Source organism: Enterobacter sp. FW301-JW81 (genome assembly GCF_058788735.1).
On record NZ_JBYTBA010000009.1, the window covers coordinates 91,723 to 104,112 of the forward strand.

The window sequence follows — 12,390 nt, forward strand, 5'->3', positions numbered from 1 at the left end:
AACCTTACGGTTGCCATTTGCGTTTATTTTGCGTCAGTAGCAGTACCGTTGGCATGCCAGTCAAACACGCCAAACTCGAAGCCCTTCAGGTCGCCCTTCGCATCCCAGGAAAGTGGCCCCATGACGGTCTCGACGGTATTCGCTTTCAGCCAGGTGGCAATCTCAGCCGGATCGGCTGACTGGTTCAGACCCGCCTGCAGAGACTGCAGCGCAGCGTAGGTTGTCCAGACGAACGCACCGCTTGGATCCTGTTTCTTCGCCTTGATGGCATCTACGATAGGTTTGTTTGCAGGCACCTGGTCGTAGTTCTTCGGCTTGGTCACCAGCAGGCCTTCCGCAGACTCACCCGCGATGTTAGACAGGGAAACGTTCGCCACACCTTCCGGCCCCATAAACTGGGTTTTCAGGCCCGCAGCACGCGCCTGACGCAGGATCTGGCCCATTTCCGGGTGATAACCGCCGTAGTAAACGAAATCAATATTCTCTTTCTTCAGGCGCGCCACCAGCGTGGAGAAGTCTTTCTCACCGGCGGTGATCCCGTCGAAGAACACGATATCAGCCTTCGCTTTTTTGAGGTTGTCCTGCACCGAACGCGCCAGGCCTTCACCGTACTGCTGCTTGTCGTGAACGATGGCGATGCGCTTCGGCTTCACTTTTTCAACAATGTATTTAGCCGCGGTTGGGCCCTGGTCAGAGTCCAGACCGGTGGTGCGCAGGGTCAGCTTATAGCCGCGCGCCGTCAACTCCGGTGCGGTCGCTGCCGGGGTGATCATCAGAATACCTTCGTCTTCGTAGATGTCAGACGCTGGCTGAGTAGAGGAAGAGCACAGGTGACCGATAACGTATTTGATTCCGTCGTTCACCACTTTGTTCGCGACCGCGACCGCTTGTTTCGGGTCACAGGCATCATCATATTTTACGATCTGCAGCTTTTCGCCTTTGATACCGCCCTTAGCATTAATGTCTGCAACCGCCTGTTCTGCGCCGGTAAACTCCTGGTCGCCGTACTGCGCTACCGGACCGGACATTGCGCCAACAACAGCCACTTTGATGTCTGCCTGAGCCATGGTGCTGAATGCCAACGCGATACATCCTGCCAGTAACGCTTTACCCTTCATGTTCATCCTGAGATTCCCCATTATTATGGTTATTACGATTGTTGTGATGTTGTTGTGCAGCGCTTTATTTCAGTTATAGGTGTGCTGTTCGCGCTTTTTCAGCATACTCTGCTAAAACATACCCGATTTTTATTATTTTGGAATAGCTAATTTGAAATGAATATATGATAAGCCCGGCAGGAATTTCCGCCGGGCGTGTGGCTTTAACGTGTCAGCGACGCGGAGATAATGTCCAGCGCCTGACGGAACTGCGCTTCGGGGATAGTCAGCGGATAGAGGAAACGAATAACGTTGCCGTAGACGCCGCAGCTCAGCAGCAGCAAACCTTCCTGCAACGCGCGATCCTGTACCTGCCGGGTAAATTCCGGCGAAGGGTGCCCCGTCTGCGGGTCGTTAAACTCCACCGCCACCATCGAGCCCTGCGCGCGAATATCAGCGATATACGGGCAGTGTTCCTTCGCTTTGTTCAGCACTTCCACCAGGTGATGCCCAAGGTGCGCCGAGCGCGTACAGAGATCCTCTTCATCAATCACGTCCAGCACGGCGTGCGCGGCCGCAATCGCCAGCGGGTTACCCGCGTAGGTGCCGCCCAGCCCGCCCGGTGCAGGGGCGTCCATCACCTCTGCACGGCCCGACACCGCCGAAAGCGGCATCCCACCCGCCAGGCTTTTCGCCATGGTGATAAGGTCCGGCTTCACACAGTGGTTTTCCATCGAGAACAGCTTGCCGGTGCGGGCGAAACCGCTTTGCACTTCGTCGGCAATAAGCAAAATACCGTGGGTATCGCACTGGGCGCGCAGCGCCTGCATAAAATCAGCAGGGGCGATGTTAAACCCGCCCTCTCCCTGAACCGGTTCGAGAATAATCGCCGCGACCTGGTCAGGCGCAATATCCGCCTTAAAGATGCGCTCCAGGCTCTTTAGCGCTTCCGCCGTGCTGACGCCGTGCAGTTCATTCGGGTACTGGGCGTGATACACCGAGCCGGGGAAGGGACCGAAGCCAAGCTTGTACGGCGCGACTTTGCCGGTCAGCGCCATGGTCATAAAGGTGCGGCCGTGGAACGCGCCGCCGAAGGTGATAAGGCCAGGACGTTTGGTAAAGGCGCGGGCAATTTTTACGGCGTTTTCGACCGCCTCTGCGCCCGTAGAGAAGAATGCCGTTTTCGCCGGGCCGTCAATTGGCACGCGTGCGTTGAGGCGTTCGGCAAGCGACACATAGCCTTCGTACGGCACAATCTGGTAGGCCGTATGGGTAAAGGCGTGGAGTTGTTTTTCGATAGCGGAAATGATTTTTGGATGGCGATGGCCGGTATTCAGGACCGCGATCCCCGCGGCGAAGTCGATGTACTCGTTACCCTCGACGTCCCACACCGTGGCGTTTTCGGCTTTATCGGCATAGAAGTTACACATCACGCCGATGCCGCGCGGCGTCGCCTGTAAACGCCGGTCGTGCAGTTCGTTATTTTTCACCCTGTCCCCCTGAGAAATTCACCTGCTTAGCGCATCTGTAAGTGTTTGCCAGGGGGAGGGAATTCGCCAGAGCGGGAGATAAAAAAACAAAACCCCCGAATTTGCATTCGAGGGTTATCGGGGACTTCGCGGAAATTACGCTTCGATAGCGGCGCGAAGTTTTTTCATCGCGTTCTTTTCAAGCTGACGGACACGTTCCGCAGAAACGCCGTAGCGGTCGGCCAGCTCCTGCAGCGTGGACTTGTTATCTTCGTCCAGCCAGCGGGCACGGATGATGTCCTGGCTACGCTCGTCGAGGCCTTCCATCGCAAAGGTCAGCTTGTTCGCCGCCTGGTCTTCCCAGTTATCTTCTTCAATGCCATCAGCAAAGTTAGAAGTCTTATCCTGCAGGTACAGGACCGGGGCCATCGGCTGGCTGTCGGATGCGTCGTCGTCGGAAGACATGTCAAAGGTCATGTCCTGCGCGGCCATACGGGATTCCATCTCACGAACGTCTTTGCTGGATACGCCCAGCTCGCGCGCCACCATTTCGACTTCATCCTGATTGAACCAGCCCAGACGCTGCTTGGTTTTACGCAGGTTGAAGAACAGTTTGCGTTGCGCTTTTGTCGTGGCAACTTTCACAATACGCCAGTTACGCAGCACGTATTCATGAATTTCTGCTTTGATCCAGTGCACGGCGAAAGAGACCAGTCGCACACCCACTTCCGGGTTAAAGCGACGTACAGCCTTCATCAGGCCGATGTTACCTTCCTGAATCAAGTCCGCCTGCGGCAGGCCGTAGCCCGAGTAGTTGCGAGCAACGTGAACAACAAAGCGCAGGTGAGACAGGATCAGCGTCTTAGCTGCTTCCAGATCGCCCTGGTAATGCAGCTTTTCAGCAAGCTCCTTTTCTTCCTCAGCCGTCAACATCGGCCAGGTGTTCGCAGCCCGGATGTAAGATTCCAGGTTACCAACAGGGGCTAAAGCTAAAGTTTGCATTTCTTTGGTCATTCATTCCTCTCAATGTTTCTTCTGGTCCAGGCTGTCCCCGTCAGGCAACAGCCATGCCAAAGCGTTTGAGCAACGAGATTAGCATTCACTCTTTTATCAGACAGTGATTTTATCCACAAGTTCCAGGTGCAACGGTGAATAAATTACGCACAAATTGTGACATGGAGATGATAACAGGGGAAGAGACAACAGGGACGCTTTCCCTGCAGAGCGAACATCTCGGTGCAGGGAAAGATTATATCACGCTTTTATTAGTCGGGAGTAAAGTGACGTAAATGTTGAACGGTTGCCAGCCAGGCTGCCACCCACCCAATCATTGAGCAAACCAGCAGCAGTAACAGGCACTCATCGAACCCTAAGCCGCTGATATCAAACTTCGTTCCGAAAACCTGCGCCACTTCAGTTACGGCAGACGAAAGCCGCATCACCAAAATTTCTGACAATATCAGTGAAAGAAATGCGCCGGAAAAACCGAGCAATGCACCGCCGTAGAGGAACGGTCGAAGGATGAAGCCATCCGTCGCGCCAATCAGCTTTTGCACGTTGATGGTATCGCGACGGGCGAAGATGCTCAGGCGCACGCTGTTACCGATGACGAGGAAGACCGCCGCCACCATCAGCACGCCAATCATCGCCGCGACGCGTCCTACCAGCCCGGTCAGGGCCGCAAGGCGTGCGAACCAGCTGTCATCCATGCGCACTTCATCAATGCCTTTAATGCGTGTGATGCGATCGCGCAGAGTGTTAAGCGAATCGGTCCCCTGGAAATCCAGCTTCGGGATCACCACCGCCACGGCGGGCAGCGGGTTCTCTTCGAGCATATCCAGCGCACCGCCAAAGCCTGACCAGTTACGGAACTCGCCCAGCGCGTCTTCACGTGAGAGATAATTAACCTTCTCCACGCCCTGCTCGGCCTGAATTTGCCCGACCACCTGCGCCGCGGCGTTATCGTCGAGCGCTTTATCCAGATAGACCGTGATCTGCGGGGACGGATAATACTGCGAGGCCGCCTGGTTGACGTTTTTATAGACCATATAGCAGACGCTTGGCAGCGTGAGGGAGATGGCAATCACCATCACCGTCAGGAACGTCGCCAGCGGTTTGCTTTTCAGGTCCTGCAGGGCGCCGTGGAACGCGTAGCGCACCTGCTCGTTAAACACGTTGGTTTTGCGGGAGGCCGGCTTTGGCGCAGCCTTCTGGCGCTTCGGCGCATTACGATTGCCGTCACCGCCGCCCTGCGGCTTACGGAAGCGGTCAAACCGGTTCCCGAACTGCCGAATCTGGTTTATTGCATCACGCTTATTCACCGTGGCCTCCGTGCAAATGACCGTCGCTCAGGGTCAGCATGCGGTACGAACGACGGGAAATGAGCCCGATGTCGTGCGTCGCCATCAGTACGGTGACCCCCACGCGGTTAAACTCCTCAAACAGACGCAAAATCCCTTCTGACAGGGCATCGTCCAGGTTACCGGTCGGTTCATCCGCCAGCAGCACCGCAGGCTTATTCACCACCGCACGGGCAATGCCCACGCGCTGCTGTTCACCGCCGGAGAGCTGGATCGGGAAGTTCTTCGCTTTGTCCAGCAGCCCGACCTTATCCAGCGCCGCAGAGACGCGGCGGCGGATATCATCGTAGCTGGCGCCGGCAATAATCAGCGGAATGGCCACGTTATCGAAAACGGTGCGATCCATCAGCAGGTGGTGGTCCTGGAAAATCATGCCGATCTGACGACGCAGGAACGGCACTTCGCGGTTTTTCAGGCGGCTGATCTCATGGCCGCCGAAAAAGATTTTCCCGGCGCTTGGCCGCTCAATCCCACAGATAAGCTTGAGCAGGGTACTTTTCCCCGCGCCGGAATGGCCGGTCAGGAATGCCATCTCGCCCGGCTGCAGGTGAAATGTCACCCCCTGCAGCGCTTGTCTCCCACCGAGATAGGCCTTGCTGACGTGTTCAAAGCGAATCATTGTTAGTCCTCTCGGGCAAATAATGCCTCAATAAAGTCGTCCGCTTTAAACGGACGTAAATCCTCAATACGCTCGCCCACACCGATGTAACGGATAGGAATGCCGAACTGGTCGGCCACGGAGAAGATCACCCCGCCTTTCGCGGTACCGTCCAGTTTGGTCAGCGCGATACCCGTCAGTCCTACCGCTTCATTGAACAGCTTCGCCTGGCTGATGGCGTTCTGTCCGGTGCTGGCATCAATGGTCAGCATAATTTCATGCGGCGCGTCTTCGTCCAGCTTCTTCATGACGCGAACGATTTTCTTCAACTCTTCCATCAGGTGCGATTTGTTCTGCAAACGCCCTGCGGTATCGGCAATCAGCACGTCCACGTTGCGCGCCTTCGCGGCCTGGATGGCGTCGAAGATAACTGACGCGGAATCCGCGCCGGTATGCTGGGCAATCACCGGAATGTTGTTGCGCTGGCCCCACACCTGGAGCTGCTCAACCGCCGCCGCACGGAAGGTATCGCCCGCCGCCAGCATCACCGATTTGCCCTGCTGCTCGAACTGACGCGCCAGCTTGCCGATGGTGGTGGTTTTACCCACGCCGTTCACGCCGACCATCAGAATAACAAATGGCGTTTTGCCTTCAATATTAAGCGGTTCGTCAACTTTTGCGAGAATTTCGCCCATCTCGTCTTTCAGCAGGCCGTACAGCGCCTCGGCGTCGCGCAACTGCTTGCGGCTCGCCCCTTCGGTCAGGTTGGCGATGATCTTCCGGGTGGTTTCCACGCCGACGTCCGCAATCAGCAGCTGCTCTTCCAGCTCTTCAAACAGATCGTCGTCGATCTTCTTGCCGCGGAAAAGACTGATAAATCCGGAACCTAAGTTTTCTTTGGTTTTAAGCAGGCTGCGCTTCAGGCGGGCGAAGAAACCTTCTTTGGTCGGTTTTTCCTGTTCCTGAACGATCTCTTCTTCGGTCTGCTCTGGCTCTTCCACCGGCACGACGATAACCGCTTCTTCAGCCGCTTCCGCCGCCAGCGCCTGGGCTTCCAGCTCTTCGTCGGTCAGCTCTGGCTCAAGTGCCGCTTCTTCTTCCACCGCTTCAACAATTTCAACGGTTTCCGCTTCGGCCTGCCACTCTTCGGCAGAAACCGCGTCGGCGTTCACCTCTTCCGGCAGCGGCAGCTCTTCACGTTCGATAACGGCCTGCGGCGCTTCGGGGATCTCTTCAACCACAACCGGTTCTGGCTTGTCGCTCTCCTGAACCTGTTCAGTGATCTCAACCACCTCTTCAGCAAAGGTTTCAATCTCTTCTTTGCTGTGCGCCGTCTCTTCCGCTTCGACAACCGCGGCGGTTTCTACAGGCGTTTCAGGCTGCGACTGCTCTTCAACGGCTTGTTGCTCTTCGGTTTTCTGTTCTGTTTCTTGCTCTTTTTCACCGAAGCCCAGCCAGGAAAAGAAGCCACGTTTTTTTTGTTTTGCCATCTGCGACTACACTCCTCGCGGCGCTATATACATGGAAGCTAAAAAAATGATGAAATAGTCTAACACTTTACTTAATTGACATCACCGCCCGCAATCGCAGGCCAATTGTTAACAGAGCTTTCCTGAGATGAAGAAACCCAACCGCGCCCCGGCCGGTCAAATTCGTATTATCGGCGGTCAGTGGCGAGGCCGGAAATTACCGGTGCCGGACAGCCCCGGTTTGCGCCCTACCACCGACCGCGTGCGCGAAACGCTGTTTAACTGGCTGGCCCCGTCAATGGTAGACGCCCACTGCCTCGACTGCTTCGCCGGAAGCGGCGCGCTCGGGCTGGAAGCGCTGTCGCGCTATGCCGCCAGCGCCACCCTGCTGGAGATGGAGCGCGGCGTAGCGCAGACGCTGCAGCAAAATCTGGCGACGCTGAAAGCGGGCAACGCAAAAGTCGTGAACACCAACACCCTGAGTTTTCTTGCACAGAAGGGCACGCCGCATAACGTGGTGTTTGTCGATCCGCCGTTCCGCAAGGGTCTGCTGGAAGAGACGCTTTCCCTGCTGGAGCAGAATGGCTGGCTGGCGGATGACGCATTGATTTACGTTGAAAGCGAAGTGGAAAACGGTCTGCCGCCGGTTCCCGCTCACTGGGATCTGCACCGCGAAAAAGTCGCAGGTCAGGTCGCTTATCGTCTGTATCACCGTCAGGCTCAAGGAGAATCCGATGCCGGTACTGATTAATCTGGGACGTTTGTTGATGCTGGGCGTCTGGGCGTTTTTAATTCTCAACCTGGTGCACCCGTTCCCGCGTCCGATGAATATTTTTGTTAACGTCGCGCTGATTTTCACGTCGTTCATGCACGCCCTGCAGATGGTGATGCTGAAAAACGGTCTGCCTAAAGACGGCCCGCAGATGACGGGCTGGCAGCAGCTTCGCGTCTTTATTTTCGGCGTGTTTGAACTGCTGGTGTGGATGAAAAAGTTTAAGGCGCAGGTGAAGAAGTAAGGTGCGGCCTGATGCCCTTACCCTAACCCTCTCCCGCAGGGAGAGGGAACCGTTCGTGCATTATTCCGCCCTGAACCCTTCAAACCGCGATCCTTTGTAACTGAGCGTCCCTTTCTCCCCCACCGTCAGCTGATGGTACTGCTGCGCTTCCAGGCGGAAGGTCATCTCCAGGCCGCCCGTTTCCGGCTTAAAGCTCGCTTCATAGCGCATTGCTGTGCCCGCAGGCGTCACCTGCTGCTGGCGCGAGCGGCGGTCGTTGAGCGGTTTCTCACGTTTGTTCGTCACCACTACGCGCTTTTGCATCAGCGGCGCGGCATCGTTATCCGCTCTCTCGCGGCGCTGCTGCACGAAACGGAACGAAGCGGCAATGACGATAATCGCCACCACGATAATGAAAAACAGCGGCATCTTGCTCATTCTAAAATCCCATAAGATTATGCGGAAATCAGGATACCTTGCCTTCCCCGCCATTGCCAAACGCCCGCTCGCGTCACTACACTGGATCAGAAACTGATTATTCAGACTTAACAGATACAGGGAGTTAATATGCTTTGGTCATTTATCGCTGTCTGTTTTTCCGCATGGCTTTACGTCGATGCGTCGTACCGCGGTCCCACCTGGCAGCGCTGGCTGTTTAAACCCGTCACGCTACTGCTGCTCCTGCTGCTTGCCTGGCAAGCGCCGATGTTTAACGCCGTAAGCTACCTGGTCCTCGCCGGGCTGTGCGCATCTCTGATTGGCGATGCCCTGACCCTGCTGCCGCGCCAGCGTCTGCTGTATGCCGTAGGGGCATTTTTCCTGTCGCATCTGCTGTATACGATCTACTTCGCCAGCCAGATGACGCTCTCGTTCTTCTGGCCGCTGCCGCTGGTGCTGCTGGTGATTGGCGCCCTGCTGATTGCGGTGATCTGGTCTCGTCTGGAAGAGATGCGGTTGCCGGTCTGCACGTTTATTGCCATGACGCTGGTGATGGTATGGCTGGCAGGTGAACTGTGGTTCTTCCGCCCAACGGCCCCGGCGATGTCCGCATTCTTCGGTGCAGCGCTGCTGTTGATCGGGAATATCGTGTGGCTGGGCAGCCATTATCGCCGCCGTTTCCGGGCGGATAACGCGATCGCCGCGGCCTGTTACTTCGCCGGGCACTTCCTGATTGTGCGTTCGCTGTATATCTAAATAACGCTTGACTCTGGAGTCGACTCCAGAGTGTATGCTTCAGTTAATGAGAAAATTATCATTAACCGGAGACTGCCATGTCGACTCCAGAAACACCCAAAAAAGTTCCTCAATTCTCGGCACTTAAGCTCAGCCCGGTTCCGTCCAAAGACGACTGCTGCTGCGAAGGCGCGTGCGAAACGCAAACTCAACCGCTTCCTGAAAGCGGCAGCCGCTACATCTGGGTGGTCAACGGTATGGACTGCGCGGCCTGCGCCCGTAAAGTTGAAAATGCGGTAAAACAGGTGCCGGGCGTCAGTCACGTACAGGTGCTGTTTGCCACCGAAAAGCTGCTGGTCAGCGCCGATAACGACGTCAGCAAACAGGTGGAAGCCGCAGTGAGCAAGGCGGGCTACAGCCTGCGCAGCGAAACCGCGCCCGCGGAAAAAACGTCATCCCTGCAAGAAAATCTGCCGCTTATCACCCTCATCATCATGATGGCCCTGAGCTGGGGGCTGGAACAGATTAACCACCCGTTCGGCAATCTGGCGTTTATCGCCACCACCCTGGTCGGTCTGTTCCCGATTGCCCGACAGGCGCTGCGTCTGATGAAAAGCGGCAGCTGGTTCGCCATCGAAACGCTGATGAGCGTGGCCGCCATCGGCGCGCTGTTTATTGGCGCAACGGCAGAAGCGGCGATGGTGCTGCTGCTGTTTTTAATCGGTGAACGCCTTGAGGGCTGGGCTGCCAGCCGCGCGCGTAAAGGGGTCAGCGCGTTAATGGCCCTAAAACCGGAAACCGCCACGCGCGTGGTAAACGGCACGCGTGAAACGGTCGCCATCAATACGCTCCGCCCGGGCGACGTGATTGAAGTGTCCGCAGGGGGGCGGCTGCCCGCGGACGGTGAGTTGCTCACCGCCACGGCAAGCTTCGACGAAAGCGCCCTCACCGGGGAATCCATTCCGGTAGAGCGCGCGGTGGGCGAAAAAGTGCCTGCGGGCGCCACCAGCGTCGACCGTCTGGTGCAGCTTAAGGTCCTGTCCGAACCGGGCGACAGCGCCATTGACCGCATCCTGAAGCTGATTGAAGAGGCCGAAGAACGCCGCGCGCCGGTTGAACGCTTTATTGACCGCTTCAGCCGGATCTACACGCCCGCCATTATGCTGGTTGCCCTGCTGGTTACCGTCGTGCCGCCGCTTTTCTTCGGCGCGCCGTGGGAGGGCTGGATTTATAAAGGGCTGACGCTGCTGCTGATTGGCTGCCCGTGCGCGCTGGTCATCTCTACCCCGGCGGCCATTACGTCCGGGCTGGCGGCAGCGGCACGTCGCGGCGCGCTGATTAAGGGCGGAGCGGCGCTGGAGCAGCTGAGCCAGGTCCAGCACATCGCCTTCGATAAAACCGGCACGTTGACCGTCGGCAAGCCGCAGGTGACCGGCGTTTATCCGCAGGATATCAGTGAAAATGACCTGCTGACGCTGGCCGCCGCCGTCGAACAGGGGTCAACCCACCCGCTGGCGCTGGCGATCGTGCGTGAAGCGCAGGCGAGAGGGTTAGCGATCCCGGCGGCGACGGCGCAGCGAGCGCTGGTAGGGTCAGGGATTGAGGCCAGCGTCGAAGGCAAAAATGTGCTGATTGTCGCGGCGGGCCACGCCGCCGATCCACAGGTCGAGGCGTTAGAGAAGGCCGGGCAGACGGTTGTTGCCGTCATGCAGGACGGCATTATGAAAGGCATTCTGGCGCTGCGCGATACCCTGCGTGAGGATGCAAAAGAGGCCGTAGCGGCGCTGCATCAGTTGGGGGTGCAGGGTGTGATTTTAACCGGGGATAACCCTCGCGCGGCGGCGGCCATTGCCGGCGAACTGGGGCTCGAGTTTAAAGCCGGATTGTTGCCTGCGGACAAGGTCAGCGCGGTGACGGAATTGAACAGGCACGCCCCGCTGGCGATGGTCGGCGACGGGATTAACGATGCGCCAGCCATGAAGGCGTCCACCATTGGCATTGCGATGGGCAGCGGTACCGACGTAGCGCTGGAGACCGCCGACGCGGCATTAACGCATAACCGTCTGACGGGGCTGGCGCAGACCATCGCGCTTGCGCGCGCGACGCGGGCCAATATCCGGCAGAACATCGGCATCGCGCTGGGGCTGAAGGGGATTTTCCTGGTGACTACGCTGCTGGGCATGACCGGGCTGTGGCTGGCGGTGCTGGCGGATACCGGGGCAACGGTGCTGGTTACGGCGAACGCGCTTCGGCTGCTGCGTCGCCGGTAAAAAAAAGCCCGGTGGCGCTAACGCTTACCGGGCCTGCATTTTCTGCTAACGCGTAGGTCGGGTAAGGCGAAGCCGCCACCCGACTTTTTTTATAAGAAATAGCCCATCGCCAGGCCTAAAAACAGCACCAGGCCAACGTAGTTATTGTTCATAAACGCTTTAAAACAGGCGTCGCGTTCACGCTTAGCGATCAGCTTCTGCTGATAGGCAAACAGCAGCCCCGCCACCAGCACTGACCAGTAAAACTCCCAGTTCAGTCCGTTCAGGCGTCCGATCGCGACCATCAAGGCCAGTACAGCGACCTGCAGAATACCGATAATCAGCTTGTCCTGACGGCCAAAAAGGATGGCGGTTGATTTGATGCCAATCTTCAGGTCGTCGTCGCGGTCAACCATCGCGTACTGGGTGTCGTAGGCCACGGCCCAGAGAATGTTCGCCAGGAACATCAGCCAGCAGCTGAGCGGTAACGACTCGCTGACCGCGGCAAACGCCATCGGAATCGACCAGCCAAACGCTGCGCCCAGCACCACCTGCGGCAGGTGGGTATAGCGCTTCATAAACGGATAAACCCAGGCCAGCGCCAGCGCTGCCACGGAAAGCAGAATGGTCATGGTGTTCAGGGTTAACACCAGCAGGAAGGAGAGCAGCACCAGAACGATGAACAGCACGCGTGCTTCTTTTCCGGTGACCTGCCCGCTGGGCAACGGACGACCGGCAGTCCGTTTGACATGGCCGTCGAATTTGCGGTCGGCATAGTCATTGACCACGCAGCCCGCCGCACGCATCAGCCAGACGCCGGCAACAAACACGCCGAGGATCCACAGCGGCGGCACGCCCGGCGTTGCAACCCACAGCGCCCACAGGGTCGGCCACAGCAACAGTAGCGCGCCAATAGGTTTATCGGTGCGCATTAAGCGGTGATAAGCCAACAGCTTACTCTGCGTCAGGCTCCACTCCAT

12 protein-coding genes are annotated in these 12,390 nt (G+C 57.5%); 4 read left to right on the forward strand and 8 right to left on the reverse strand.

From position 1 onward, the window contains the following. Positions 1-23 precede the first annotated feature (23 nt). The 6 genes from livJ to ftsY form a co-directional block, all read right to left on the reverse strand. Positions 24-1,124 (reverse strand): branched chain amino acid ABC transporter substrate-binding protein LivJ, encoded by a 1,101-nt coding sequence (gene livJ, locus AC3WOK_RS22115; RefSeq protein WP_072250764.1) that lies wholly within the window; start codon positions 1,122-1,124, stop codon positions 24-26. A gap of 197 nt (positions 1,125-1,321) precedes the next feature. Beyond that, positions 1,322-2,587: a 4-aminobutyrate--2-oxoglutarate transaminase gene (locus AC3WOK_RS22120; protein ID WP_059312956.1), complete on the reverse strand. Its 1,266-nt coding sequence runs from the start codon at positions 2,585-2,587 to the stop codon at positions 1,322-1,324. A gap of 135 nt (positions 2,588-2,722) precedes the next feature. Then, positions 2,723-3,580 (reverse strand): RNA polymerase sigma factor RpoH, encoded by an 858-nt coding sequence (rpoH, locus tag AC3WOK_RS22125; protein ID WP_010436497.1) that lies wholly within the window; start codon positions 3,578-3,580, stop codon positions 2,723-2,725. A 251-nt stretch (positions 3,581-3,831) separates the two neighbouring features. Continuing rightward, complete coding sequence (gene ftsX, locus AC3WOK_RS22130; protein WP_023326488.1) at positions 3,832-4,887, reverse strand: permease-like cell division protein FtsX; 1,056 nt, start codon at positions 4,885-4,887, stop codon at positions 3,832-3,834. Further along, on the reverse strand, positions 4,880-5,545 hold the full coding sequence (gene ftsE / locus AC3WOK_RS22135) for a cell division ATP-binding protein FtsE (RefSeq protein WP_025758973.1): 666 nt from the start codon (positions 5,543-5,545) through the stop codon (positions 4,880-4,882). Before ftsE ends, ftsX begins: the two co-directional genes overlap by 8 nt. Positions 5,546-5,547: 2 nt before the next feature. Further along, positions 5,548-7,014, reverse strand: coding sequence for a signal recognition particle-docking protein FtsY (ftsY, locus tag AC3WOK_RS22140; RefSeq protein WP_447854948.1), 1,467 nt, complete (start codon positions 7,012-7,014; stop codon positions 5,548-5,550). 127 nt (positions 7,015-7,141) lie between these two features. On the opposite strand from ftsY, the gene rsmD reads away from it, so the two are divergent. Together rsmD and AC3WOK_RS22150 are read left to right on the forward strand one after the other, a co-directional pair. Further along, entirely contained in the window at positions 7,142-7,744 is a 603-nt protein-coding gene (rsmD, locus tag AC3WOK_RS22145) for a 16S rRNA (guanine(966)-N(2))-methyltransferase (protein ID WP_047345619.1), read from the forward strand. Further along, positions 7,728-8,009, forward strand: a complete 282-nt coding sequence (locus tag AC3WOK_RS22150) for a DUF1145 family protein (protein WP_010436509.1) — start codon at positions 7,728-7,730, stop codon at positions 8,007-8,009. Before rsmD ends, AC3WOK_RS22150 begins: the two co-directional genes overlap by 17 nt. 60 nt (positions 8,010-8,069) lie before the next feature. On the opposite strand, the gene AC3WOK_RS22155 is transcribed toward AC3WOK_RS22150, so the two are convergent. Beyond that, complete coding sequence (locus AC3WOK_RS22155; RefSeq protein WP_492355117.1) at positions 8,070-8,426, reverse strand: DUF2500 domain-containing protein; 357 nt, start codon at positions 8,424-8,426, stop codon at positions 8,070-8,072. A gap of 129 nt (positions 8,427-8,555) precedes the next feature. Between AC3WOK_RS22155 and AC3WOK_RS22160 the strand changes: the two genes are divergently transcribed. Together AC3WOK_RS22160 and zntA are read left to right on the forward strand one after the other, a co-directional pair. Further along, the gene (locus AC3WOK_RS22160; RefSeq protein ID WP_045909154.1) at positions 8,556-9,182 is read left to right on the forward strand and encodes a lysoplasmalogenase; all 627 of its coding nucleotides are present in this window, start codon (positions 8,556-8,558) and stop codon (positions 9,180-9,182) included. 77 nt (positions 9,183-9,259) lie between these two features. After that, positions 9,260-11,431, forward strand: a complete 2,172-nt coding sequence (gene zntA / locus AC3WOK_RS22165; RefSeq protein WP_492355118.1) for a Zn(II)/Cd(II)/Pb(II) translocating P-type ATPase ZntA — start codon at positions 9,260-9,262, stop codon at positions 11,429-11,431. A gap of 89 nt (positions 11,432-11,520) precedes the next feature. On the opposite strand, the gene ubiA is transcribed toward zntA, so the two are convergent. Continuing rightward, entirely contained in the window at positions 11,521-12,390 is an 870-nt protein-coding gene (gene ubiA / locus AC3WOK_RS22170) for a 4-hydroxybenzoate octaprenyltransferase (RefSeq protein ID WP_047345622.1), read from the reverse strand.